This is a genomic window from Streptomyces sp. DT190 (genome assembly GCF_049846985.1).
In the GTDB taxonomy this organism is placed as follows: Bacteria; Actinomycetota; Actinomycetes; order Streptomycetales; family Streptomycetaceae; genus Streptomyces.
This window is the reverse complement of sequence record NZ_JBNCNM010000017.1, coordinates 92,303-118,008: the sequence shown is the minus strand read 5'-3', so window position 1 is coordinate 118,008 and position 25,706 is coordinate 92,303. Positions and strand designations below refer to the sequence as shown.

At 71.9% G+C, this 25,706-nt stretch carries 21 protein-coding genes; 15 read left to right on the top strand and 6 right to left on the bottom strand.

All coding sequences use genetic code 11. The features are described 5' to 3' along the window. The first annotated feature begins 62 nt into the window (after window positions 1–62). Both ACPXCS_RS27020 and mqnP read left to right on the top strand, forming a co-directional pair. Entirely contained in the window at window positions 63–1,514 is a 1,452-nt protein-coding gene (locus tag ACPXCS_RS27020; RefSeq protein ID WP_425950090.1) for a menaquinone biosynthesis decarboxylase, read from the top strand. Continuing rightward, window positions 1,511–2,413 (top strand): menaquinone biosynthesis prenyltransferase MqnP, encoded by a 903-nt coding sequence (mqnP, locus tag ACPXCS_RS27015; protein WP_425950089.1) that lies wholly within the window; start codon window positions 1,511–1,513, stop codon window positions 2,411–2,413. The genes ACPXCS_RS27020 and mqnP overlap by 4 nt, the downstream gene beginning before the upstream one ends. 363 nt (window positions 2,414–2,776) lie before the next feature. On the opposite strand, the gene ACPXCS_RS27010 is transcribed toward mqnP, so the two are convergent. Beyond that, a complete protein-coding gene (locus ACPXCS_RS27010; protein WP_425950087.1) occupies window positions 2,777–3,394 on the bottom strand; it encodes a rhomboid family intramembrane serine protease in 618 nt (205 codons plus the stop codon). A 91-nt stretch (window positions 3,395–3,485) separates the two neighbouring features. Here ACPXCS_RS27010 and ACPXCS_RS27005 point away from each other — a divergent pair, with 91 nt between their 5' ends. From ACPXCS_RS27005 to ACPXCS_RS26970, 8 genes are all read left to right on the top strand, one after another. Further along, a complete protein-coding gene (locus ACPXCS_RS27005; RefSeq protein WP_425950085.1) occupies window positions 3,486–4,172 on the top strand; it encodes a UbiX family flavin prenyltransferase in 687 nt (228 codons plus the stop codon). A 55-nt stretch (window positions 4,173–4,227) separates the two neighbouring features. After that, window positions 4,228–4,683: an Lrp/AsnC family transcriptional regulator gene (locus tag ACPXCS_RS27000; RefSeq protein ID WP_094056892.1), complete on the top strand. Its 456-nt coding sequence runs from the start codon at window positions 4,228–4,230 to the stop codon at window positions 4,681–4,683. A gap of 38 nt (window positions 4,684–4,721) precedes the next feature. Beyond that, window positions 4,722–5,885, top strand: coding sequence for an aminofutalosine synthase MqnE (gene mqnE / locus ACPXCS_RS26995; protein ID WP_425950082.1), 1,164 nt, complete (start codon window positions 4,722–4,724; stop codon window positions 5,883–5,885). Between the two features lie 131 nt (window positions 5,886–6,016). After that, entirely contained in the window at window positions 6,017–6,541 is a 525-nt protein-coding gene (locus ACPXCS_RS26990) for a GNAT family N-acetyltransferase (RefSeq protein WP_425950081.1), read from the top strand. A gap of 91 nt (window positions 6,542–6,632) precedes the next feature. Further along, entirely contained in the window at window positions 6,633–6,932 is a 300-nt protein-coding gene (locus ACPXCS_RS26985) for a DUF4229 domain-containing protein (RefSeq protein ID WP_425950079.1), read from the top strand. Window positions 6,933–7,074: 142 nt separating this feature from the next. Then, a complete protein-coding gene (locus ACPXCS_RS26980; RefSeq protein ID WP_425950077.1) occupies window positions 7,075–7,176 on the top strand; it encodes a putative leader peptide in 102 nt (33 codons plus the stop codon). 72 nt (window positions 7,177–7,248) lie between these two features. Next, window positions 7,249–8,559: a dicarboxylate/amino acid:cation symporter gene (locus ACPXCS_RS26975; RefSeq protein WP_425950076.1), complete on the top strand. Its 1,311-nt coding sequence runs from the start codon at window positions 7,249–7,251 to the stop codon at window positions 8,557–8,559. A 91-nt stretch (window positions 8,560–8,650) separates the two neighbouring features. Beyond that, the gene (locus ACPXCS_RS26970; RefSeq protein ID WP_425950074.1) at window positions 8,651–9,316 is read left to right on the top strand and encodes a TetR/AcrR family transcriptional regulator; all 666 of its coding nucleotides are present in this window, start codon (window positions 8,651–8,653) and stop codon (window positions 9,314–9,316) included. Window positions 9,317–9,336: 20 nt separating this feature from the next. On the opposite strand, the gene ACPXCS_RS26965 is transcribed toward ACPXCS_RS26970, so the two are convergent. Together ACPXCS_RS26965 and ACPXCS_RS26960 are read right to left on the bottom strand one after the other, a co-directional pair. Continuing rightward, on the bottom strand, window positions 9,337–10,314 hold the full coding sequence (locus ACPXCS_RS26965; protein WP_425971038.1) for a MaoC family dehydratase: 978 nt from the start codon (window positions 10,312–10,314) through the stop codon (window positions 9,337–9,339). After that, on the bottom strand, window positions 10,314–11,621 hold the full coding sequence (locus tag ACPXCS_RS26960; RefSeq protein ID WP_425950072.1) for a 3-oxoacyl-ACP reductase: 1,308 nt from the start codon (window positions 11,619–11,621) through the stop codon (window positions 10,314–10,316). The genes ACPXCS_RS26965 and ACPXCS_RS26960 overlap by 1 nt, the downstream gene beginning before the upstream one ends. A gap of 103 nt (window positions 11,622–11,724) precedes the next feature. Here ACPXCS_RS26960 and ACPXCS_RS26955 point away from each other — a divergent pair, with 103 nt between their 5' ends. From ACPXCS_RS26955 to ACPXCS_RS26945, 3 genes are all read left to right on the top strand, one after another. Then, the gene (locus ACPXCS_RS26955; RefSeq protein ID WP_425950071.1) at window positions 11,725–13,014 is read left to right on the top strand and encodes an acetyl-CoA C-acetyltransferase; all 1,290 of its coding nucleotides are present in this window, start codon (window positions 11,725–11,727) and stop codon (window positions 13,012–13,014) included. Between the two features lie 229 nt (window positions 13,015–13,243). Beyond that, entirely contained in the window at window positions 13,244–15,163 is a 1,920-nt protein-coding gene (locus ACPXCS_RS26950; protein ID WP_425950069.1) for an AMP-dependent synthetase/ligase, read from the top strand. Between the two features lie 135 nt (window positions 15,164–15,298). Then, a complete protein-coding gene (locus tag ACPXCS_RS26945) occupies window positions 15,299–16,393 on the top strand; it encodes a sugar ABC transporter substrate-binding protein (RefSeq protein ID WP_425950067.1) in 1,095 nt (364 codons plus the stop codon). A 69-nt stretch (window positions 16,394–16,462) separates the two neighbouring features. Here the strand turns inward: ACPXCS_RS26945 and ACPXCS_RS26940 are convergent, their stop codons facing one another. Next, window positions 16,463–17,107 carry a class I SAM-dependent methyltransferase gene (locus ACPXCS_RS26940; RefSeq protein WP_425950065.1) on the bottom strand — a complete coding sequence of 215 codons (645 nt, stop codon included), beginning with the start codon at window positions 17,105–17,107 and terminating at the stop codon, window positions 16,463–16,465. A gap of 277 nt (window positions 17,108–17,384) precedes the next feature. Next, complete coding sequence (locus ACPXCS_RS26935) at window positions 17,385–17,588, bottom strand: cold-shock protein (RefSeq protein WP_003974443.1); 204 nt, start codon at window positions 17,586–17,588, stop codon at window positions 17,385–17,387. A gap of 319 nt (window positions 17,589–17,907) precedes the next feature. Here ACPXCS_RS26935 and ACPXCS_RS26930 point away from each other — a divergent pair, with 319 nt between their 5' ends. After that, window positions 17,908–18,756: a menaquinone biosynthetic enzyme MqnA/MqnD family protein gene (locus tag ACPXCS_RS26930; RefSeq protein WP_425950064.1), complete on the top strand. Its 849-nt coding sequence runs from the start codon at window positions 17,908–17,910 to the stop codon at window positions 18,754–18,756. Between the two features lie 94 nt (window positions 18,757–18,850). Beyond that, window positions 18,851–20,743 carry a serine/threonine-protein kinase gene (locus ACPXCS_RS26925; protein WP_425950063.1) on the top strand — a complete coding sequence of 631 codons (1,893 nt, stop codon included), beginning with the start codon at window positions 18,851–18,853 and terminating at the stop codon, window positions 20,741–20,743. 88 nt (window positions 20,744–20,831) lie between these two features. Here ACPXCS_RS26925 and ACPXCS_RS26920 read toward each other — a convergent pair whose 3' ends face one another. After that, on the bottom strand, window positions 20,832–25,466 hold the full coding sequence (locus ACPXCS_RS26920) for an FtsK/SpoIIIE domain-containing protein (RefSeq protein WP_425950061.1): 4,635 nt from the start codon (window positions 25,464–25,466) through the stop codon (window positions 20,832–20,834). Window positions 25,467–25,706: the final 240 nt, after the last annotated feature.

Sequence of the window (25,706 nt, the reverse complement as noted above, 5' to 3'; positions counted from 1 at the left end):
CCTCTCAGCGAAAGCGGTGGGTGGTTCCAGGCCAGCGTAGCCGCTCGGGGATACTGGACCCCATGGCTTACGACGATCTTCGCTCCCTGCTCAGGGCGCTGGAGCGCGAGGGCGACCTCAAGCGCATCAAGGCCGAGGTGGACCCGTACCTGGAGGTCGGGGAGATCGTCGACCGGGTGCAGAAGTCCGGCGGTCCGGCGCTGCTCTTCGAGAACGTGCGCGGGTCGCGCATGCCGCTCGCGATGAACGTGTTCGGCACGGACCGGCGGCTGCTGAAGGCGCTGGGCCTGAAGTCGTACGCGGAGATCTCGGAGCGGATCGGCGGGCTGCTGAAGCCCGAGCTGCCGCACGGGTTCGTCGGCGTGCGGGAGGCCTTCGGCAAGCTCGGCGCGATGACGCACGTGCCGCCGAAGAAGGTCAAGGACGGCCCCGTGCAGGAGGTCGTGCTGACCGGGGACGACGTGGACCTGGAGCAGCTGCCGGCTTTGTTCACCTGGCCGAAGGACGGCGGGTCGTTCTTCAACCTGGGGCTCACGCACACCAAGGACCCCGAGAGCGGCGTGCGCAACCTGGGCCTCTACCGGCTCCAGCGGCACGACAAGCGCACCATCGGCATGCACTGGCAGATCCACAAGGACAGCCGGAACCACTACCAGGTGGCCGCGCGCCGGGGCGAGCGGCTGCCCGTCGCGATCGCCTTCGGCTGCCCGCCCGCCGTGACGTACGCCTCGACCGCCCCGCTGCCCGGGGACATCGACGAGTACCTGTTCGCCGGGTTCCTCGCGGGCAAGCGGATCGAGATGGTCGACTGCAAGACCGTTCCGCTCCAGGTGCCCGCGCAGGCGGAGGTCGTCATCGAGGGCTGGCTGGAGCCGGGCGAGATGCTGCCCGAGGGCCCGTTCGGCGACCACACCGGCTTCTACACGCCGCAGGAGCCCTTCCCTGCACTGAAGATCGACTGCATCACGATGCGGAAGCGGCCGCTGCTCCAGTCGATCGTCGTGGGCCGCCCGCCGACGGAGGACGGGCCGCTGGGCCGGGCGACGGAACGCTTCTTCCTGCCGCTGCTGAAGATCATCGTGCCGGACATCGTGGACTACCACCTGCCGGAGGCGGGCGGCTTCCACAACTGCGCGATCGTCTCGATCGACAAGAAGTACCCCAAGCACGCGCAGAAGGTCATGCACGCCATCTGGGGCGCGCACATGATGTCGCTGACCAAGCTGATCGTGGTCGTCGACTCCGACTGCGACGTGCACGACCTGCACGAGGTGGCCTGGCGGGCGCTGGGCAACACGGACTACGCCCGGGACCTGAGCATCGTCGAGGGCCCCGTCGACCATCTGGACCACGCCTCCTACCAGCAGTTCTGGGGCGGCAAGGCCGGGATCGACGCGACGAAGAAGTGGCCCGAGGAGGGCTACACGCGCGACGGCGGCTGGCCCGACATGGTCGAGTCCGACCCGGAGACGGCGGCGAAGGTGGACCGCCGCTGGAAGGAGTACGGCCTGTGACCTCCGCTTCCGCCGCGATCCCGCAGCCGGGACGCACCAAGGCGTTCCTGCGGCTGGTGATGATCGAGCACTCGGTCTTCGCGCTGCCCTTCGCGTACATCGCCGCGCTGACCGCGATGTTCCAGTGGGACAAGAACATCCACTGGGGCAAGCTGCTGCTGGTCACCGTCTGCATGGTCGGCCTGCGCACGTTCGCCATGGCGGTCAACCGGATCATCGACCGGGAGATCGACGCGCGGAACCCGCGCACGGCGCAGCGCGAGCTGGTGACCGGCGCGATGTCGGTGAAGCACGCCTGGACGGGCGCGCTGATCGCCCTGGCCGTGTTCCTCGGCGCGGCGGCCCTGCTCAACCCGCTCTGCCTGGCCCTGGCCCCCATCGCCGTGATCCCGATGGTGGTCTACCCCTACGGCAAGCGGTTCACGAACTTCCCGCAGGCCATCCTCGGACTCGCCCAGGCGATGGGCCCGATCGGCGGCTGGCTGGCGATCACCGGCTCCTGGTCGTGGGACGCGGTGATACTGGGTCTCGCCGTGGGCGTCTGGATCGGCGGCTTCGACCTGATCTACGCCTGCCAGGACGTGAAGACCGACCGCGAGATCGGCGTCATGTCCGTCCCGGCGCGCTTCGGCATCCCGGCCGCGATCTGGGGCGCCCGTGTCTGCCACGCGGTGACGACGGCCCTGTTCGTCTGGTACGCCCTGGCCACCGGCGCGGGCGCCTTCTTCTGGCTGGGCCTGCTGATCGTCGCGGCGGCGTTCCTCTACGAGCACTCCATCGTCCGCCCCCACGACCTCTCCCGCGTGAACAGGGCGTTCTTCAGCGTCAACGGCTTCATCGGCATCGCCCTGTTCGTGTGCGCGCTGCTGGATCTGCTCGTGCGAGGTCTGACCGTGTGATTACGGTGCGGCCATGCATCGCCTCCGCGCGCAACTCGCCCGCCTCGAAGACGCGTTTCCGGGGTTCCGCACCGAGATCGTCGAAGGCAGTGTCGTCGCGCGGCCGGTGCGGCCGTGCGACGGCCGTACCGTTCGGCGGCTCTGGGCGATCCTCGAACCCCAGCGTGTCGCCCGAGAGCGCGCGCGGCGACTATGCGGTCAAGGACCGGCAGTACGCGTCGCGGGGCATCCCGGACTACCTGGTCTTCGATCCGCGGCAGGGACACGTCGTCACCCTTCGGGACCCCGGACCGGACGGCTACCGCGGGCGGAACGTGCTTCCGTATGGGGACGAGGTCACCGTCGAGGCCCGGATCGGGCGCCTCACCGTGGGGACCAGCTGCCTTCCGCTGAGCCCGGAGGCACCCGGCGGCGGAAGGCGAACGCCGCCCCCACCCCCGCCAGCAACCCCAGCAGGTGGCCCTGCCAGCTGATGCCCGTCTGGGTGGGGGCCAGGCCCGACAGGATCGAGCCTCCCCAGACCGCGGCGATCAGGACGCCCGCCAGGATGCCCCAGGGGCGGCGCTCCACGAAGCCGGTGACCAGGAGGAAGCCGAAGAGGCCGAAGATCAGGCCCGACGCGCCCGCCGTGTTCGTGTGCGCCGGGGAGACGAGCCAGACGCCCAGGCCGTCGACCAGGACGATCAGCGCGCAGACGAGGAGGAAGCGGCGCAGCCCCGCCAGCGCCGCCAGGAAGCCGAGGACCAGCAGGGGCAGCGTGTTCGACATCAGGTGGGCGAAGCCGAAGTGCACGAAGGCCGACGGGACGACGTCGGCCAGCTCGGACGGCTCGCGCGGGACGATGCCGAAGCGGTCCAGCGCGTGACCCGACGCCGCGTCGACCGCTTCCAGCAGCCACAGCAGGGCGATCCAGGCCACCATCAGCTTGCCCGCGGCCAGCGCGCGGTCGCTCGCCGACCGGCCTTCACGCGGACCCGGCATGGCGACCCCCAGTGCTCGCTCGTCCCCTTTGAGCAACGCCCCGTACCCCTTGGCCGGTTCCCACCCCGCGGCGCCGGATAGGCTCGGGGTCGTGAACCCAGTCAAGCCAGGCGAGACGCCGCGTACGCCTTGGATCGTAGGGGTGTCCGGCGCCTCCGGCACCCCGTATGCCGCTGCCGTGCTGCGGGGCCTGCTCGACGCCGGCGAAAGCGTCGATCTCGTGGTGTCCCGGGCCTCCCGGCTCACCCTCCTCGACGAGACCGGGATCTCGTTCCGGGACGCCCACTGGCGCGACGACCTGCGCGCATGGCTGTCCCGGGGTGCCGACGGCAAGCCGGACACCTTCTCCGTCGACCTGGACGCCGTACGGCACTGGAGCGCCGGCGACCTGGCCGCCGGACCCTCCTCGGGGTCGTACCCCACCCGGGGCATGCTCATCGTGCCCGCCTCGACGGCGAGCGTGGCCGGGGTCGCGCTCGGCCTGTCGAAGGACCTGTTGCAGCGGGCGGCGAGCGTGACCCTCAAGGAGGGCCGCAGGCTGGTCGTGGCCGTACGGGAGACCCCGCTGAACGGCCAGACCCTGCGGCACCTGGTCACCCTCGACGACGCGGGCGCGGCGGTCGTGCCCGCCTCACCCGCCTTCTACGCGGGCGCGACGCACATCCAGGACCTGGTGGACTTCGTCGCCGGACGCGTACTCGACGCGGCGGGCGTGCCGCACACGCTCTACCGCCGTTGGCAGGGTGAGCTCGGCGGCGGAGCACACCGCGCCGGCTGAGCACACCGGAACTCACTCGGACCACAGACAACTTCAGCGGAAGGCTTCGATCGCAATGGACGCGGTGGACAGGCAGCTCATCCAGGCCCTGAGGGAGAACGGCCGGGCCTCCTACGCGGAGCTGGGACGCCTCGTCGGCCTGTCGGGACCCAGCGTCACCGACCGCATCAACCGGCTGGAGGCGGCCGGTGTCATCACCGGCTACCGGGCCACCGTGGACGCGGCCTCCCTCGGCCTCGGCGTCACCGCCCTCATCGGCATCTCCCTGTCCGACGCCACCGACCACGAGGACGTGGCGCAGCGGCTGCGGGACCTGTCGGAGATCGAGGACTGCTGGTTCATCGCGGGCGACGACTCGTACATGCTCAAGGTGCGGGCGGCGGACGTGGACGGCCTGGAGAAGATCATCCGGCGGCTCAGCGGCACCAAGGGCGTCTCCCGGACCCGCACCACCATCGTGCTCTCCACCAAGTGGGAGAACCGGGTCGGGGAACTGCCCGAAGAGGTCTAGTCGTACGGTGGGGGACGTCTCCGTAGAAAGGTGTGGGCATGGATCTCGGGCTCAAGCGCGAGCTGGAGGAGAAGGTCAGGGCCGGTGAGCGCCTGACCCGTGAGGACGGCATCGCGCTGTACGAGTCGGACGACCTGGCCTGGCTCGGCGGCCTCGCGCACGAGGTGCGCACGCGCAAGAACGGCGACGTGGTGCACTTCAACGTCAACCGTCACCTCAACATGACGAACGTGTGCACGGCCTCCTGCGCGTACTGCTCCTTCCAGCGCAAGCCGGGGGAGAAGGACGCGTACACGATGCGCATCGAGGAGGCCGTCAAGCTCGCCAAGGCGATGGAGTCGGAGAACCTCACCGAGCTGCACATCGTCAACGGGTTGCACCCGAACCTGCCGTGGCGGTACTACCCGCGGTCGCTGCGGGAGCTGAAGGCGGCCCTGCCGCACGTGTCGCTGAAGGCCTTCACGGCCACCGAGATCCACCACTTCGAGACCATCTCGGGGATGTCGGCCTCGGAGATCCTCGACGAGCTGATCGACGCGGGCCTGGAGTCGCTGACCGGCGGCGGCGCGGAGATCTTCGACTGGGAGGTCCGGCAGCACATCGTCGACCACCGCACCCACTGGGAGGACTGGTCCCGCATCCACCGGCTGGCGCACGAGAAGGGCCTGAAGACCCCGTGCACCATGCTCTACGGCCACATCGAGGAGCCGCGGCACCGGGTGGACCACGTGCTGCGGCTGCGCGAGCTGCAGGACGAGACCGGCGGCTTCCAGGTGTTCATCCCGCTGCGCTACCAGCACGACTTCGTCGACATGAAGGACGGCAAGGTCCGCAACCGGCTCCAGGCCCGGACGCAGATGGCGACGGGCGCGGAGGCGCTGAAGACCTTCGCCGTGTCGCGGCTGCTGTTCGACAACGTGCCGCACGTGAAGGTCTTCTGGGTGATGCACGGGGTGCAGACCGCGCAGCTGGCCCTGCAGCACGGCGCCGACGACATGGACGGGTCGGTCGTCGAGTACAAGATCACGCACGACGCGGACAACTACGGCACGCCGAACAAGCTGACGCGTGAGGATCTGCTGGACCTCATCCGCGACGCCGGGTTCCGGCCCGTGGAGCGCAACACGCGGTACGAGATCATCCGGGAGTACGCGGGGCCTGACCCGGAGCGTCGTGAAGCGCCGCAACCCATGAGGGTTTGATCGTCCTCTGCGGGCGCGTGGGGGTTGTTCGCGCAGTTCCCCGCGCCCCTGAGACGAGGGCGCCCGGGCCGCCGCCGGCGGGGGATCCGGACTGGCGGCGCGGGCCCTGTCGTAATAGCTACAATCCCGGCATGCCCCTTACCTGCACGCTCGATCCCGCCGTCACGCCCGAGCTCCGCGACGGCATCCTCGACCTGTGGACCGACGTCTCCAACGCCGGCGGCGCCGTCGGCTTCGTGCCGCCGGTCACGCGGGAGGACATCAGGCCGCAGCTGCTCAAGCACTTCGCGGCCATGGCCGAGGGGCAGGTCCGGCTGCTCGTCGGGCACGACGAGGACGGGCGGGTCGCCGCGACCGCGTTCCTCACCCTCAACACGCACCGCCTGATGAAGCACTGGCTGTGGCTGTACACGGTGATGGTGCACCCGCGTCACCAGGGCAAGGGATACGGCCGCGACCTGCTGGCCGCGGCCGCCGACGCCGCCCGCGGGATCGACGGGATCGAGGCGATCCGGCTGACCTGCCGCGGCGGACTCGGCCTGGAGCGGTTCTACGCCTCGTGCGGCTACAAGGAGGTCGGACGGATCCCGGGCGCCATCCGCGTCGCGCCGGGAGACGACCGCGACGACGTGATCATGCTGCTCCCGCTGCACTGACCCCCGTGCAAGATCGGCCGTCCGGCGTGCTTCACTGGACGGTGCCCCTTTGGGTGTGTTCCGGCCGTTCGAAACGGAAGAGTGGATTGAGATGCTCCGCTACACGCTGATGCGCCTCGGTGTCTTCGTGGGCTGCCTCGTGGTCGTCTGGGGCGCCGTCTACTCGGGCCTCGCCCCGCGCGGCCTCGGCGACAGCAACGGCCTGTGGGTCGTCCTGCTCGCCCTGCTGATCTCCGCGCCGATCAGCTTCGTCGTGCTGCGCAAGGAGCGCGACCGCGCGTCCATCCAGGTCGCCCAGCGGGTGGACCGGATGAAGGCCAACCTGGACGCCAACCGCAACCAGGAGGACGTCGCCGACGACGCCGCCCGGGCCCAGGGGCAGACCTCGTAAGGTCCTCTCCGCAGACGAACAGCGCCCCGTTTCCGCACATGCGCGGACACGGGGCGCTTTGCCTTTGTATGGGTGTGTGTGACCCGTCACCTGTCAAAGCCAGGCTTTGGGGTCCTCAAAGTTCAGGTGTTAAGGTCTGTGTATGAAGTCAGCAGTCGTGCCTCATTCGCCTCTGGGCGCTCCGCTCGTGGCGCGGCTGCACGTGGATCTCTGTCGGTGCGCGTCCGCTTTCTGTCGTCCCTGACGTAACGCAACCCCCGTCGTCTCCCACGTCAGTTCCCCCGCCGTTACGCGTCCCCCCAACGGAGTCAGTCGCGTGTCCTCACACACGAAGTCCTTCAAGGTGCCCTTCTGGGCCCAGATACTCGCCGGTCTCGTCCTGGGTGTGCTGCTCGGCTGGCTCGCCCGCAGCCAGGACCTGTCCTGGCTGGTCACGACCCTGGAGAAGGTCGGCGACACCTTCATCGGCCTGCTGAAGCTGGCCGTCGCCCCGCTCGTCTTCTTCGCGATCCTGGTGTCGATCACCAACCTGCGGAAGGTCAACAACGCGGCCCGCCTGGCCTCGCGGACCCTCATGTGGTTCATGATCACCTCGCTGATCGCGGTGAGCATCGGCCTCGTCATCGGCCTGGTCACCAACCCCGGCTCCGGCACCGGCCTCACGCCCAAGGACGGCGCGAAGCCCGAGACCACCGGTTCCTGGATCGACTTCCTGACCGGCATCGTGCCGACCGACGTCATCACGCCGTTCACCGAGCTGAACGTCCTGCAGATCGTCTTCATGGCCGCCGTCGCCGGTATCGCCGCCCTCCAGCTCGGCGAGAAGGCCCAGTCGATCCTCGCCCTGAGCGAGTCCGTCCTCAGCCTGCTCCAGAAGGCGCTGTGGTGGGTCATCCGGCTCGCCCCGCTCGGCACCATCGGCCTGATCGGCTACGCCATCGCCACCTACGGCTGGGACCTGATCGGCAAGTACGCGACGTTCACCGCCGACATCTACGTCGGCTGCCTCCTCGTGATGTTCGGCGTCTACCCGACGCTGCTCGCGACGGTCGCCAAGGTCAACCCGGTCCAGTTCTTCAAGGGCGCCTGGCCCGCGATCCAGCTGGCCTTCGTCTCCCGCTCGTCGGTGGGCACCATGCCGCTGACGCAGAAGGTCACCGAGCGGCTCGGCGTGCCGAAGGAGTACGCGTCCTTCGCCGTGCCGTTCGGCGCCACCACCAAGATGGACGGCTGCGCCGCGATCTACCCGGCCATCGCCGCGATCTTCGTCGCCCAGATCTTCGACATCCAGCTGGGCGTCGGCGACTACCTGCTGATCGCCTTCGTCTCGGTGGTCGGCTCCGCCGCCACGGCCGGCCTCACCGGCGCGACGGTCATGCTGACCCTGACCCTGTCCACCCTCGGCCTGCCGATGGAGGGCGTGGGCCTGCTGCTCGCGATCGACCCGATCCTGGACATGATCCGCACCGCGACCAACGTCGCCGGACAGGCGCTGATCCCGGTCCTGGTCTCGGCCCGGGAGAACCTGCTCGACCGTGACGCCTACGCCACGGCCGACGGTTCGGACCTCGCCCTGGACGACGAGCCGCGTGACGCGCGACCCGAGCGGGTGCCCGCCGCCGCCTGAGCGCCGGACGCCCTGACGTGACGGGCCCCCGGCCGCCCCTCCTCCGGTTCTTCCGGCGGAGGGGCGGCCGGGGGCCCGTACGCTAAGCGGTATGGGTGCCGTGAAGACGAAGCGGATGCCGCGTGCGGTCCGTGAACAGCAGATGCTGGACGCCGCCGTGCGCATCTTCGGCCAACGCGGCTACATGGCCGCCTCGATGGACGAGATCGCCGAACTGGCGGGCGTGTCCAAGCCGTTGGTCTACCTGTACCTGAACTCCAAGGAAGACCTCTTCACCGCCTGCATCCGCCGGGAGGCCAAGGCCCTCGTTGAGGCGGTGCGCGCCGGAGTCCGGCGGGACCTGCCCGCCGACCGGCAACTGTGGGAGGGCCTCGGCGCGTTCTTCGCGCACACCGCCGAGAACCCCGACGCCTGGTCGATCCTGCACCTCCAGGCCCGTACGCACGGTGAGCCCTTCGCCGCCGAAGTCGCCGCGATGCGCGAGGAGATCGTCGTGTTCGTGACGCAGCTGATCCTCGCCGGCGCCCGCGAGGCCCACCGCGACCCCGACCTGCCCGAGCGAGAGGTCGCCGGGCTGGCCGAGGCCCTGGTCGGTGCCGCCGAGTCCCTCGCCGCCTGGGCCAACGTCACCCCGGGCGTCACGGCCCGCCAGGCCGCCGCGACCCTGATGAACTTCGCCTGGGCCGGCCTGGGCGACCTCATGGAGGGACGGCCGTGGACCCCGCCCGGCGGGGAACCGGACGGCCGGACCGGGTAGGCACCCGGCCGGTGCTCGCCTCAGCCGGGGAGGACCTCCCCGGTCAGGTGCGTCCGGCCGTCCGGGCCCCGCAGCGCGAACCGGGTGCCGTGCGCCGAGTAGGTCACCGTCCCCGGCAGCAGCACCGGCGCCCTGAAGTCCGCCCGGACCCGGCAGGCGTCCGGTGTGCCGTGCGCGGCGAGGCAGCGGGCGGCCGTCCACATGCCGTGCGCGATGGCCCGGGGAAAACCGAACAGCCGCGCCGTGAGCGGGTGGAGATGGATGGGGTTGCGGTCCCCGGACGCGGCCCCGTAGCGCCGTCCGACGTCCCCGGCCAGCCGCCACTCGGCGACGGCGGGCAGCGGCTCGGACCTCTTGTCGTCCCGGGCCGCGTCGCCCTGGATCGCGTCGCCCTGGGCCGCGTCGCCCTGGGCCGCGTCGCCCTGGGCCGCGTCGCCCTGGGCCGCGTCGCCCTGGGCCGCGTCGCCCTGGGCCGCGTCGCCCCCGGCCTCGCCGCCCTCGGTGGGACGCCCGGTGCCGTGCCGCGCCAGATAGGTGCTCCTGGACTCCCACACGACGTCCCCGCCGTCGCCGCGCACCTCGGTGACGACCGTGGCCTGCGTGCCCCGCCGGTGCGCGGCCAGCCCGTCGACGTGGACGGCCAGGGCGTACGCGCGCGTGGCGGGCATCGCGGCGTGCCGCGTGATCGTGATCGACGTGTGGACGAGGCCCAGCAGCGGCAGCGGGAACTCCCGCCCGCTCATCAGCCGCATGGCCAGCGGGAACCCCAGCACGTGCGGATAGGTCACCGGCAGCGCGTCCTCCCCGGTGGCGAAGCCGCACACCCGCTCGTACGCCGCGAGCCGCGCGAGGTCGACCCGCAGGCCGGGCAGGACCAGCCGGGTGCGCGGGAAACCGGCGCCGGGGGAGGGCCGTTTGAACGGGGACAGCACGGCACCGCGGGCCAGGAGCGGGGCGAGGGCGGGCGAGCCGGTGAGGACGAGGGCGGCGCCGGTCATCAGGCCCCCAGCAGGCTCTGGCCGCAGACGCGGACGACCTGGCCGTTGACCGCGCCCGAGGCGGGCTGGGCCAGCCAGGCGGTCGTCTCGGCGACGTCGACCGGCAGACCGCCCTGCGCGAGGGAGTTCATCCGGCGGCCCGCCTCGCGGATGAACAGCGGGATCGCGGCCGTCATCCTCGTCTCGATGAAGCCGGGCGCCACCGCGTTGACCGTCACACCGTGCTCGTCGAGCGCGCGCGGGGCGAGGGAGCGGACCAGACCGACCACGCCCGCCTTGCTCGCCCCGTAGTTGGTCTGGCCCGCGTTGCCGGCGAGTCCGGCGATCGAGGCCGTCGCGACGACGGAGCCACCGCGCTTCAGCGTCCCGGCCTTCAGCAGGGCGTCCGTGGTGCGCAGCACGCTCGCCAGGTTCACTTCCAGCACGGAGATCCACTGCTCGGCCGGCATGTTCACCAGCCGCCGGTCACGGGTGATGCCCGCGTTGTGGACGAGCAGGTCCAGTCCGTCCGGGAGGGCCTCGGTGATCCGCGCGCCCGCGTCGGCGGTGGTGATGTCGAGCGGCAGGGCCGTGCCGCCGATCCGGTCGGCGACGCGCCGGGCGTCCTGCTCGGCCTGCGGCACGTCGAGGACCACGACCCGGGCCCCGTCCCGCGCGAGCGTCGCGGCGACCGCCTCGCCGATGCCCCGGGCGCCGCCGGTGACCAGGGCGGTGCGGCCGGCCAGGGGGCGGTCCCGGTCCGGGACGGCGGGGGCCTCCCGCGGCGGGCCCACCTCGACGACCTGGCCGCTCACATAGGCCGACTTCGGCGACAGCAGGAAACGGAGCGTGGACTCGGCGGCGGCCGCGTCCGTCAGCCGGACCAGGTTCACCGTGGTGCCCCGGCCGATCTCCTTGCCGAGCGAGCGCGTGAAGCCCTCCAGGGCCTGCTGGGCCGCGGCCTGGTGGTGGTCGGCCGGGTCGAGCGGCGCGCCGAGCACGACCACCCGGCCGCCGGCGACGACCGACCGCAGGACGGGGTGCAGCGCCGAGTGCACCCCGGCCAGGCCCTCGACGTCCCGTACCCCGGTCGCGTCCAGGACGACGGCGGCCGCCCGGTCCGCTCCGGCCGGGCCGAGCCCCGTACGCGCCAGCACCGGCGCCAGGTCCAGGCCGGACGTCCCGGCGGTCAGGTGGCGCAGACCGCCCTCCAGGGCCGGGTGCTCGGGGGACCAGCGGGCCAGCGCCGCGGGCTGCGGCAGCCCGAGCCGGCGGGTGAGGAGACGGCCGGGAGCGGTACCCGTGAAGCGTAGATAGCGATCGGCCATGCCAACTCCCAGTTCCGATGCAGGCTGTGCGGGGGCAATCGTGCTTACTCTGGAGTAAGGTTACCGGAGGTAAGGCTATGTCACGGACGAGGAGCAGGTCGAGATGAGCCCCCAGCAGCTGTCGTCGTCGGTGCGGCGCGTGGCGATCGTCGGCGGAACCCGCATCCCCTTCGCCCGCTCCGACGGCCCCTACGCCACCGCCTCCAACCAGCAGATGCTCACCGCCGCCCTGGACGGCCTCGTCGAGCGGTACGGCCTGGACGGGCCCGGCGCCGTCGGCGAGTTCGTCGCCGGCGCGGTCCTCAAGCACAGCCGCGACTTCAACCTGGCCCGCGAGACCGTCCTCGGCTCCCGGCTCCACCCGCGCACCCCCGCCTACGACATCCAGCAGGCCTGCGGCACCGGCCTCCAGGCCGTCATCGCCGCCGCCAACAAGATCGCCCTCGGCCAGACCGACTCGGCGATCGCGGGCGGCGCCGACACCGCGAGCGACGCGCCCCTCGGCGTCAACGACTCCCTGCGCCGGATCCTGCTGGAGGCCCGCCGGGCGAAGTCGCCGGGCGCCCGGCTGAAGGCGCTGGCGAAGGTGCGCCCCGGCCACCTCGTCCCCGACATCCCGCGCAACGCCGAGCCGCGCACCCATCTGTCCATGGGCGAACACGCCGCCGTCACCGCCCGGGCCTGGGGCATCGGCCGCCGGGCGCAGGACGAACTCGCCGCGACCAGCCACCAGCGGCTGGCGGCGGCCTACGAACGCGGCTTCTTCCAGGACCTGGTGGTGCCCTTCCGGGGACTGGCCCGCGACCAGAACCTGCGCCCCGGCTCGACGGTGGAGAAACTCGCCACTCTCAAGCCGGTGTTCGGCCTGGACCACCCCGAACCCACCATGACGGCGGGCAACTCGACGCCGCTCACGGACGGCGCGGCGACCGTGCTGCTGGCGAGCGAGGAGTGGGCCCGCGAGCGCGGCCTGGAGCCGCTGGCGTACCTCACCGCGTACGAGACGGCGGCCGTCGACTTCGTCGGAGGGGACGTCGCGGGCGGCGAGGACGGCCTGCTGATGGCACCGGCGTACGCGGTCCCGCGCATGCTGGAACGGGCCGGTCTGGGCCTGGACGACTTCGAACTGGTCGAGATCCACGAGGCATTCGCCTCCCAAGTGCTCGCCACGCTCGCGGCCTGGGAGAAGCAGGGCCTCGGCACGGTCGACCGGGCCCGGCTGAACGTCGCGGGTTCCTCCCTGGCCACCGGCCACCCCTTCGCCGCCACCGGCGCCCGGATCGTGGCCACGCTGGCCAAGCTGCTCACCGAACGGGACGCGCCCGCCCGGGGGTTGATCTCCGTGTGCGCGGCGGGCGGGCAGGGCGTGACGGCGATCCTGGAGCGCCCCTGAGGCGGCGGACCAGGGAAGCTGAGAGACCCTCACGTAACCTCCGAGATTGCACAGGCCTGGCTCCGGACCATCCCCGAACCCGCACATGGCCACCACGTCAGCGCCGTACGATCCCGTTCCTACCGGCAGTAACCCCTTTCTGGCGGTTCAGCCGGTTGAGCGCCTCGGCGTGCGAGGCACGTACGTCATGCAGCAAGCAGTCCTTCGCTGCACGCCCCAGGAGCCGCCCGTGTCCACTGCGTATCCCTCCTCCGCCTACGGCGACGTCTACGGCGGACCGGTCCTGGTCGAGCCCGAGGTGAAGCGGCTCGACGGGGCGGTACGGGAGGTGTCCGTGCCGCCGCTGGCCCCGCCGTGGACCCACGGGTCGCTCGCCGACCTGCCGTTCGACAACGCGAGCGCGGCCCCCGACGCCGTGGCGCTCAGCCGCAAGGACGCCGACGGGCGCTGGAGCGACGTCACCGCCGCTCAGTTCGCCGAGCAGGTGACGGCCGTGGCCAAGGGACTGATCGCCGAGGGGCTGATGCCCGGCGACCGGGTGGCCGTGCTGGCCCGCACGATCTACGAGTGGACCGTCCTGGACTTCGCGGCCTGGGCGGCCGGACTGGTCACCGTCCCCGTCTACCCGACCTCCTCCGTCTTCCAGGCCCGCTGGATCCTGCAGGACTCCGGCGCCGTCGCGCTGATCACCGAGACGACCGCGCAGGCCGCCGCCCTCGGCCCCGAGCGCGAACGGCTGCCCGACCTCAAGCACGTGTGGGTCGTGGAGAAGGGCCACGTGGACCGGCTCGCGGAGGCCGGGGCGCACCTGGCCGGCCAGGAGGTCGAGGTGCGGCGCGGCATGCTCGGCCCCGACACCCTCGCCACCCTCATCTACACCTCCGGCACCACCGGCCGCCCCAAGGGCTGCGCGCTCACCCACGGCAACTTCTTCGCCGAGGTCGACAACGCCATCGAGCTGCTCTACCCCGTCTTCAAGGACCGGACCAGCGAGGAGGCCTCGGTCCTGCTGTTCCTGCCCATGTCGCACGTCTTCGGACGCATGGTCGCGATCGCCTGCGTCCGGGCCCGCGTCCGGCTCGGGCACGCGCCGAGCATCAAGGCCGACGACCTCCTGCCCGACCTGGCCGGCTTCCGGCCGACCTGCCTGCTGGCCATCCCGTACATGCTGGAGAAGGTCTTCAACTCCGCCCGCGCCAAGGCCGAGGCGAGCGGCCGGGCGACCTCCTTCGACCGCGCGGTGGCGGTGGCGCAGCGCTACGGAGAGGCGGTGGAGGCCCGCCAGACGGGCACGGGCCCCGGCCCCTCCCGCGCCCTGAGGACCGCCCGCGCCTTCTACGACCCGCTGGTCTACCGCCGCATCCGCAACGCCATGGGCGGCCGGGTCCGCTACGCCATCTGCGGCGGCTCCCCGCTCGGCCGCCGCCTCGCCGCGTTCTACGCGGGCGCCGGCATCGAGATCTTCGAGGGCTACGGCCTGACGGAGACCACCGGCGCGACGACCGTCACACCGCCCCTCAAGCCCCGGCTGGGCACGGTCGGCTGGCCGTTGCCCGGCACCCGCGTCCGGATCGCCGCCGACGGGGAGATCCTCGTCGCAGGCGACCACGTGCTGCGCGGCTACTGGGACCCCCAGGCCGGCGGTGTCGTACCGGCCGCGCCCGACGGCTGGCTCGCCACCGGCGACCTCGGCGCGCTGGACGACGAGGGCTACCTCACGATCACCGGCCGCAAGAAGGAACTGCTGATCACCGCGGGCGGCAAGTCCGTCGCCCCGGCCCCCCTGGAGAACTGGCTGCGCGCGCACCCCCTGATCTCCCAGTGCATGGTCCTGGGCGACGGCCGCCCCTACGTCACCGCGCTGATCACCCTGGACGAGGCCGGCCTCACCCACTGGCGCCGCATGCGCGGCAAGCACCCCGTCCCACCGGCCCTCCTCGTCGACGACGAGGAACTCCGCGCGGTCCTGCAACGCGCCGTCGACGAGGCCAACAAGCTGGTCTCCCGCCCCGAGTCCATACGCCGCTTCACCGTCCTGCCCGAGGACTTCACGGAGGAGGCGGGCCACCTCACCCCGTCGATGAAGCTCCGCCGCGAGGCGGTCCTGCGCGCGTTCGCGACGGAGGTGGAGGGCCTCTACACGCGGTGAGGCACCTTTGCGGAGTCTTCACACCTGGTCCTTGACGACGCACGGTGTCTCCCCGTTGGCTTTCTGCCACCTCATCGCGATGCTCCCGAAGCGGAAGGCACATCAGTGAAAGCGCGTCACACCCGTCGGGCCACCGTGCGTCACCTCGCCACAGGCCTGGCGGTCTCCCTGTCGGCCCTGTCCCTCGCCGGGTGCGGGGACGGGGCGAGCGCCGACTCGGCCGAGGGGAAGAAGGGCAACGACATCACGGTGGGGCTGCTGCTGCCCGACCGGGACACCGCACGCTTCGAGAGGTTCGACTACCCGCTCATCAAGCAGGAGGTCGCCTCCCTCACCGAGAACAAGGGCAAGGTCCGCTACGCCAACGCCGAGGCCAGCGTGGACCGGCAGAGCGAGCAGTTCCAGCAGATGATCGCCGACAAGGTGGACGTCATCCTCGTCGACGCCCTGAACTCCAAGGCCATAGCCACGGACGTGCAGAAGGCCAAGGACGCCGGCATCCCGGTCATCGCCTACGACCGGCTCGCCGAGGGCCCCATCGACGCCTACGTCTCGCACGACAACGAACTCGTCGGCCAGGTGCAGGGCCGCGCGATCATCGGCGAACTCGGGGAGAAGGCCCAGAACAGCAAGGTCGTCATGATGAACGGCGACCCCGCCGACCCCAACACGGCCCGCTTCAAGACCGGCGCGCTGGGCGAGCTCCAGGGCCAGGTCGACATCGTGCAGCAGTACGACACCAAGGAGTGGAAGCCCGCGATCGCCAAGGCCAACATGCAGAAGGCGATCAAGGCGGTCGGGCTGAACGACATCGCCGCCGTCTACTCGGCCAACGACGGCATGGCCGGCGCCGTCATCGAGGCCCTCAAGGAGGCGGGCGCCACCAGGATGCCGCCGGTGACCGGGCAGGACGCGAACCTGGACGCGGTGCAGCGCGTGGTGTCGGGAGAGCAGTACATGACCGTGTACAAGTCCTTCCTGCTGGAGGCGACCAACGCCGCGAAGATCGCCGTGGCCAAGGTCCAGGGCCGCTCGATCGAGTTCGCCGCGCTGACCCGGGAGACCGTCGACAGCCCCACGCGCAAGAACATCCCGGCGATGCTGGTGCCGGTGGTCGCCCTCACGAAGGACAACATCGAGGAGACCGTCATCACCGACGGCGTGTACTCGGTGAAGGACATCTGCACCGCGAAGTACCGGGCGGACTGCGCGGCCATCGGCCTCGAATAGGCCGGTCCACCGCCGCCGCGTGCGGGGACGGCCGGTGCCGGCGCGGCCGGGGAGGGGGCAGGCCGTGTCCTAGGCGTTCGGCCTGCGGGCCACCAGGGCCGCCTGGGGGACGGGCTCCCCGCGCTCCTCGTCGGCCTCCCGAACCGTCCGTGCCCGCACGGTGAAGCCGGCCCCTTCCAGCAACGCGGCCATCCGCTCCGGCCGGCGGCGGTGGAAGCTCAGGGAGACCCGGTGGCCGAAGGCCTCCTCGTAGCGCCGGGGCTCCTCGCCGTACTGGAAGCCGAGGAGCAGGTGCCCGCCCGGGCGCAGCACGCGGTGGAAGCCGGAGAAGAGGGCGGGCAGGTGCTCCAGGGGCGTGTGGATCGTCGAGTACCAGGCCACGACGCCGTCCAGCGAGGCGTCCGGCAGGTCCAGGTCCAGCATCGAGCCCTGCTCGAACCGCACTCCGGGGTGCTCGCGCCGGGCGATCGCCAGCATCGGCTCCGACACGTCGAGCCCGAAGACCGACAGCCCCCGGGACGCCAGGTACGCCGTCACCCGCCCGGGCCCGCATCCGAGGTCGGCGACCTCGGCGCCCTCGCCCACGAGCTCCGCGAACCCGTACAGCAGGCCCAGGTCCAGCGGTGTGGTGGCGTCCCGGAAGGTCTCGGCGTACTCCTCGGCCACGGTGTCGTAGAAGGCACGGGTCTCGGTCAGGAAGTCGGCGTCGGTCATGGGCCGTGACCCTACTGCGGCTCACCGACAGCGCGGCCGGGCCACCGGCGTCCCGGGCCACCGGCGTCCCGGGCCGGCCCGCAGCCGTCCCCGGTCGGCCCGCAGCTCTCCCCGGTCGGCCCGCAGCTTTCCCCGGTCGGCCCGTTGTTCTTCCGGTGTTTCCCCGGCCGTCCGCCGTCCCACAAGCCGAATTCGTCCGGAGTTCATCCGGCGAAAGGGCCCGAAAAGGGCAGGAGCCCCGTCGCCTGTCGGCGCGGGGCTCCTTGGGTACTACTGATCAGACCGGCGTGACGTTCTCAGCCTGCGGGCCCTTCGGACCCTGCGTGACGTCGAAAGACACCTGCTGGTTCTCCTCCAGGGACCGGAATCCCTGCGCATTGATCGCGGAGTAGTGGACGAAGACGTCGGGGCCGCCGCCCTCCTGGGCGATGAAACCAAAGCCCTTTTCGGCGTTGAACCACTTCACGGTTCCGGTAGCCATAAGCCCTCCTTGGGCTCAAAAGGGTTGCCCTGCTCCAGAACCAGCAAGTGTGAAGATGAATTCTGCACAACTGCATATGTCTGAGAATGACGAGAGCCCGCGGTCACATGCTCCGCAGGCTCTGTACTGCAAGGGAAACCAAACTGCAACTTGCGACGAGCCTAGCACGCAGACCCCGGAATGCAATAGGGGTCAAGATCACGTCACCCGAATGTTTGAACGTCCTCCGGCCGACTGGCGGTACGGGCCCCTCGGCGGTCCGCGCGCCCACGGCGGGGCCGGACGCGGGTCCCCGGGCCGTGCGGGCTAGCCTCACGATGTGGACAATCCTCGCACCCGGCCGCGCGTCGGCCACATCCAGTTCCTGAACTGCCTGCCCCTGTACTGGGGGCTCGCCAGAACGGGCACGCTCCTCGACTTCGAGCTCACCAAGGACACCCCGGAGAAGCTCAGCGAGAAGCTGGTGCAGGGCGATCTCGACATCGGTCCGGTCACCCTGGTCGAGTTCCTCAAGCACGCCGACGACCTGGTCGCCTTCCCCGACATCGCCGTCGGCTGCGACGGCCCGGTCATGTCCTGCGTGATCGTCTCGCAGGTCCCCCTGGACCGGCTGGACGGCGCCCGGGTCGCCCTCGGCTCGACCTCCCGCACCTCCGTCCGCCTGGCCCAGCTGCTCCTCGCCGAGCGCTACGGCGTCCAGCCGGACTACTACACCTGCCCGCCCGACCTCAGCCTGATGATGCGGGAGGCCGAGGCCGCCGTCCTCATCGGCGACGCGGCGCTGCGGGCCAACATGGTCGACGGGCCCCGCTTCGGCCTGGAGGTGCACGACCTCGGCGCGCTGTGGAAGGAGTGGACGGGCCTGCCGTTCGTCTTCGCCGTCTGGGCGGCGCGCCGCGAGTACGCCGAGCGCGAGCCGGTCATCACGCGCAAGGTCCACGCGGCGTTCCTGGACTCCCGCAACCTCTCCCTCGAAGAGGTCGGCAAGGTCGCCGAGCAGGCCGCCCGCTGGGAGGCCTTCGACGAGGAGACCCTGGCCCGGTACTTCACCACCCTCGACTTCCGCTTCGGCGGCCCGCAGCTGGAGGCGGTCGCCGAGTTCGCCCGGCGGGTCGGCCCGACCACCGGGTTCCCGGCCGACGTGAAGGTGGACCTGCTCCAGCCGTGAGCCCGGCGGCGCTCCGGCACTACCCTGCTGACAGGTGCAGGCGTGCCGGGGCCGGGGAGCGCCCCCCGCGCGCCTACGGGGGAGGAGTGACGCCATGCGGCCGCTCGACGTCGACGAACCCACGGTGGTGGGTCCCTACCGGCTGCTCGGCCGGCTGGGCTCCGGCGGCATGGGCCGGGTCTACCTGGGCCGCAGCGCCGGTGGCCGCACGGTCGCGGTGAAGATCGTCCACCCGCACTTCGCGCTGGACGAGGAGTTCCGCGCGCGCTTCCGGCGCGAGGTCGAGTCCGCACGCCGGGTGGGCGGCGCCTGGACGGCGTCCGTCCTGGACGCGGACCCGGACGCCCGGGTGCCGTGGGTGGCGACGGCGTACGCCGCCGGCCCGTCGCTGTCCGCCGCGGTCGCCGACGGCGGGCCCCTGCCGGCCCACACCGTACGAGCCCTGGGCGCGGGCCTGGCCGAGGCGCTCGCCGCTGTGCACGAGCTGGGCCTGGTCCACCGCGACGTGAAGCCGTCGAACGTGCTGCTCACCCTGGACGGCCCGCTGCTGATCGACTTCGGCATCGCCCGGGCCACCGACGGCACGGCGTCCCTGACGTCCACCGGCGTCTCGGTCGGCTCGCCCGGATACATGTCGCCCGAGCAGATCCTGGGCAAGGGCGTCACGGGCGCGGCGGACGTCTTCTCCCTGGGCGCGGTCCTCGCGTACGCGGCGACCGGCGAGCCGCCCTTCCCCGGTGGCTCCTCGGCGGCCCTGCTCTACAAGGTGGTGCACGAGGAGCCGGAACTCGGGCTGCTGGACGGCCGGTTGCGTGCGGTGACGGCGGCCTGCCTGGACAAGGACCCGGACGCGCGGCCGGCCCCCGCGGAGGTGGCCCGGCTCCTCGAGCCCGAGGGGGCGGCCCGGCTGGTGGCGGGCGGCTGGCTGCCGGGAACGCTGGTGGAACAGGTCAGCCGCAGTGCCGTACGCCTGCTGAACCTGGAGGCGACCGCGGCGGGCACGCCCTCGGGGCCGGTGGGGTTCAGCAGTCCGTCGGTGGGCGGGACGGAGGCGGGAGGAACCGCGGGGGCCGCCGGTGCCGCCGGTGCCGCGGGTGTCGCGGGGACCGCAGGTGCTGTGGGGCCGACGGGTGGAGCGGGTGTCGCGGGGACCGCAGGTGCTGTGGGGCCGACGGGTGGTGGGGGTGTCGCGGGGGTGTTCGGGCCGCCGCCTGTGATGGGCGGTCCGCCCTCGGTGTCGGAAGGGCTGCCGCAGGTGCCGGGCGGTGCTCCGCCGATGACGGACGGGTCGACGGGCTCGGCGCCCGCGACGGCGTCAGCCGCACCGGCCCCCACCGCCGTACCCGAACCCCGCGACGGGCACCGCGAGGACACCGTCGTCCCTTCCGAGGGCCGGCGGCCCGGCACGGTGTCCCTCTCCGTCGCCGCGACCTCCATGCCCGAGGGCGAGGGGCGGGTGCGGAGGCTGAGCTGCACCGTCGCGCTGGCCGTCGCCGGGGCGATGGCCGCCGTGACGATCGGGTCGGTCCTCGTCTTCGACCTGCTGCCGGGCGGGGGCGGCGGGGACGACGGGGGTTCGGGCAGCACCGACGCCTACTCCCCGCCCGGGGCGAACGCCAGCTCCGCCCCCTCCGGTGCCGTGCCCGCCGCCTACCTCGGCACCTGGGAGGGCCAGGGCACCGCCCTCGACGGCAGGCTGCCGCTCGGCACGTTCCGGGTCACCGTGCAACGGGCCGCGGTCGGAGGGGAGGTGGGCCGCGTCCGGCAGACCGACCAGCTGGGGGGCGTCTGCGTGGACGTGCTCACCCTGAAGCAGGTGACGAAGAAGGAGCTCGTCGCCACGTCGGTCGGCGCGAAGACCAACCACAGCGGCTGCAACCCGGCCCCCACCACCGTCCGCCTCACACCGGCGGGCGACGACCTCCGGTACCGCTCGGAGAGCCAGGAGTCGGGCCGGCCCGAGGCCCGGCTGTCGAAGGTGGGGTAGCGGACGACCCGCGCACCCGCCGGGTGAACAGGCCGACGAGGAGCGCGATCACCGCGAGGGTGGCGGCCGGGCCGACGGCCCACAGCCCTCACCCCGGGACGACGACCGTGCGCAGCTCCCCGTCGCCGAGGTGCAGCATGCCCTTGCCCGGGGCGACCTGGCCGCCGACCATGCTCCGGGAGAGGCGGACGCCGATGAGGTCGCCGCTGGAGGACTCCTGCGGGGAGAGCAGGATGCCGCGCCGGGCCTTCTTCGCGTCGACCTGCCAGCCCGAGAAGCCGCTGCACACGTCCTCCTCGTCACCGGCGATGACCAGGGCGAGCCCGCGCTCGGCGCCGCGCGAGACCAGCTTCTTCAGCTGGCTCTCGGCGTCGCAGTCCTCCAGGATCTCGCCGTCGTCGACGAGCACGGCGATCGGCTCCTCCGGGGACGCCTGGTCGACCAGCTCCTCGAAGTCGTCCTCGTCGATGTCGTCACCGGTGAAGACCTTCAGCACGCCGTCCGTGCCGTCGAGCCCGCGCAGCGGCGACTGGCGCGGCGCCGCGATCACCAGGCGCGTGCCCTGGGCGAGGAACGAGTGCGCGAAGTTCAGCAGCACCGTGGAGCGGCCCGACTTGGCCGGACCCGCGATGACGAACGCCGGTACGCCCTGGGCGAGATCGGGCCCGAAGCCGACGATCTCGTCGCCGCCGATGCCGGCCAGACCGTACAGCCGCGAACGGGAGGCGTCCGGGTCGCGCAGCTCCCACGCCTCCGGGAAGGAGATCCGGCTGGGCAGGCTGTCCACGCGGAACGGGCGGCGCGCACGCGGCACGTCCGCGTCGCGCGCGGTCGCCGCCTCACCGATCGCCGCCAGCGCCGCCGCCTGGCCCTGACCGCTGGTGTCCTCGGCGAGCAGTGCGAACTGGGTCTCCGTGCCGAACTCGTTGCGGAAGGCGCGGCCCGGCGGGATCTCCTCCGGCACCTTGCGCACCGGGATCCCGAGCGCCGAGAAGTCGCTGCGGTCCGCCAGGCGCAGACCGTACTTGTCCTCGGTGAGGGTCGCGATCCGGCCGACCAGGAGGGTGCGGTCGCCGGTCAGGACCAGGTGGATGCCGACGCTCGCGCCCTCGCGCATCATCGTCTGGAGCTCGTCCGTGAGCGAGCCGTGGTCGATCTCGCCGAGGGTGGGCACCCAGCCCTCCCAGCGGTCCAGCAGCACCACGATGTGCGGCAGCCGCTCGTCCTCGGCGACCGACGCCCGCTGCTCGCCGATGTCCGCGAAGCCCTTCTCGGACAACACGTCCTGACGGCGGCTCATCTCACCCTTGAGCCGGTTGACCAGCCGCACGACCCGCTCGGTCTGGTTGCGCCCGACGACCGCCCCGCAGTGCGGCAGCCGCGTCAGGGCGTTGAGCGCGCCGTTGCCGCAGTCGATGCCGTACAGGTGCACGTCGGCGACGGAGTGGGTGCGCGCGATCGAGCCCGCCAGGGTACGCAGCACCTGCGAGCGGCCGCTGCGCGGAGCACCGCCGATCATCAGGTGCCCGAAGGTCGAGAAGTCCACCACGACCGGGCGGCGCGACTGGCTGGCCGGCAGGTCCTCGATGCCGTACGGGGCCGGGGCCAGCCTGCCGGGGCCGCCGGCGAACGTGGGCAGTTCGATCTCGTCCAGCAGCAGCGTCTCGTCCAGCGCCGGCAGCCACGGGCTGTGCTGCGGCGGGATGCCGAGGGAGCGGTTGGCGTCCCGGATCGTGTCGACGAGGACCTTCAGGTCGGTGATCTCCTCGTCCTCCCGCGCCTCGGCCTTCGGCTTGGCCAGCGCGGCCCGGCCGAGGTCCTCCCAGGTCAGCGGGGACACCCAGGGCATCAGCAGGGCGGGGTCGGCCGCACCGGGCCGCCGTCCGCCGACGCGTCCCGACTGGAAGGGAACCAGGGAGGCGTGCCCGAGCCGGGCGTACGCGCGGCCCGGGGTGCTCTTGGAGATGTGCCCGGCCTCGGGCGAGTCGATGACGTCCGTCGACTCGCCGCCGTCCGTCACGCGCAGCGCGATCCGCAGGTTGGTGTTGGCGCGGATCTCCGGGGAGACCACACCGGACGGCCGCTGCGTCGCCAGCAGCAGGTGGATGCCGAGGGAACGCCCTCGCTGGGCGATGTTCACCAGCCCCGTCACGAAGTCGGGCAGGTCACGCACCATCGAGGCGAACTCGTCGATCACGATGAGCAGCCGGGGCACCGGCCGATGGGACGGGTCCCGGCGCACCAGGTCCTGGTAGTCCTCGATGTCCTTGGCGTCCGCGGCGGCCAGGATGTGCTCGCGCCGGTGCAGCTCGGCGCCGAGCGACTCCAGCGCGCGCTCCACGAGATGGGCGTCGAGGTCGGTCACCATGCCGACCGTGTGCGGCAGATGCACACAGTCCTTGAAGGCCGCGCCACCCTTGTAGTCGACCAGCACGAACGTCATGTTCTCGGGCGTGTTCGCCACCGCCAGCGCCGCCACGATCGTCTGCAGCAGCTCCGACTTGCCCGAACCGGTCGTACCGGCGATGAGCCCGTGCGGACCGTCCTTGCGGATGTCGATCCCGAACGGCCCGTCGTACGACTCGCCGATCACGGCGAGCGTCGACTGCCCGCCCATCCGCCACCGGGCCACGATCGCCTCGCTCGTCGGCGGCTCCAGCTGCAGCACGTCCAGCAACCGGCTGGAGGCGGGCAGCGCCGAGTCCTCGGTCTCGCCGCTGATGTCCCGCAGCGGCGACAACGACCGGGCCAGCCGCAGACACCAGGCCGGGGAGACGAAGTCGGGCCGTACGTCCTTCCGCCGCTCGGCACCGGCCTCCTCCACGCGCAGCCGCAACTTCTCGACCCGCCCGGTCTGTTCGGGCTGCGGCGCGGTGGCGTGCCAGGCCTGGAAGGAGGGGAAGCCGCCGGCGACCTGCTGCGTCTGCTGCTGCACCTGCCGGTCCGGCTCGGCCTCCTCCGCCTTCGGCTCGGCGACCACGTACGCCTGGCACTCGCCGGGCAGGAACCGCTCCTCGGCGTCGAGACAGAGGGCGAACATGGACACGGACGGCCCTTCGCGCAGCAGCCGTACGACGCCGGGCAGCGACCTGAGCCGCCGCGAGCCGTCCCACACCACCACGATGTCCGGGTCGCTGAAGGTCGAACCCTGCGACCGGTTCTGCTCGGCGGCCTTCTTGCGGGCGTCGAGGATCTGCGTCAGCTCGCCGATCCGCGCACCGACCGTCTCGGCGTCGGTCCCGATCAGCGCGTTCACGTCCTGACCGCCGGACGGCCGGGCGTGCGGCAGCCAGCGCACCCAGTCCCAGGACTCCCGCGCGGAGTTGTCGCTCAGCACGTAGAACTGCACGTCCATCGGGCTGTGCAGCGCCGCGGCCTGTGCGACGGCCCAACGCCCCAGCGCCCGCGCGGAGTCACCCGGACCGGCCATGCCGATGACACCGAGAGTGCGCAGGTGCAGCGCGACCGGGGCGTCCTCGATCTTCCAGGTCACCTGGCGGCGGTGGTCGTCCTGCTCGGGGTCGTCGAGCACGACCTCGGAGGGCAGCTGCCCGGTCCCGAACCGCAGCAGCAGATGGTCCCGGTCGGTACGCCGCCGCTCCCACAACCGGGTGCGGGGCCCGGTCCCGAGGGCGAGCACGGTCGCCGGGTCGGGTAGGGCGTGCCGCCGGTCGCTCCGCTCGGCGACGAGGGCGTCCTGCGCGTCCTTCTCGATCCGCTCCTTCTGCTCCTCGTACTCCTGGACCTGCTTGGCGTGCGACTTACGCCCGTGCTTCTTGTCGTTGTAGTAGTTCGCGAAGAGCAGGACGGGGCTCAGCGCGGCCATGATCAGGTAGTACCAGCGCTGGAAGATCATGACCGACACGACGGCGCCGACCAGCGGGGTCAGCGCCATCAGCCACGGCAGCGGCCGGGCCTCGTACTCGCGGGGCGCCGAGGGCAGCCGGAAGGTGGTCTGCCGCTCGGGCGGACGCAGCCGCGGGGGCCGGTTGTAGTCCAGCCCGATGCCGTCGTCGGACCACTTGAGGGCGGCGTTCGGGGGCGTGTAACGGGCCAGCTCCAGCAGGGTGTTGCCGATCCCGATCTGCGCCCCGAGGGGCCACTCGGCGGGCCCGTCCTTCTTCTCCTCTTTCTTCCTCTCCTGGTCCTTCTTCTTGTCGCCCTTCTTCTTCGCCCCTTGGTCCTCCTCGCTCTCGGCGAGGAACTTGCCGTCGAGGGTGACGTGCTCCCGGTCCATGTGTACGGCGACCCGGCAGGTGCCGTCGGTGGCGACGGAAAGGGTGAGGGCCCGGGCGTCGACCTCGGGATCGTCGATACGGACGTACGCCGCCGCCCCGCTGCCGATGTCGTACCGCCCGACGCCGAGCCGGTGCACGAACCCGGCGGCCGGCCCGCCGACGACCCGCAACTCGACAAGGCCGGTGGGCTCACCCGGCAGACACCCGGACGGATCCTGCAGGCTGACGACGGCGCCCTCGCGCAGGGGCGACCCGACCACGGTGGCGGCGGGATCGACGGCGTATCCGTCCACGTACACGAGGGGTGCGTTGCCGGCCGGCGCGTGCCGTGGCTGCCCGAGCGGGATGACCTGCGCCCCGCTGTGCCCGACCTGCTTGGCGAGCTCCTGGGCGATGTCCCCCACGGTGGACTCAGGATCGGCATCGAGCACGACGTCGGCGGCGGCACCGCCGTACGGGTCGACGACGGTCAGAGTCAGGCGCACGACTTGTCCTCCCCGTGCCACTGGGCCGGTGTGGCCGCGGTGGTGTCCTTCGCTGCGTCCGCTCCAGTCACTTCCCGTCACTGGGGTCACAGCCGTAAGGACGATATCCGTTCGGTGCGGTGGCGGGGCAATGGGGAGGTGCGGCGGTGTTCCCGATGGCAATGTCGTGCACCTTTTCACGACCGCTCGTTCACAAGCCGGGGATGTGGCACCCCAGGCCACACCCGTAAGCTGCATGCG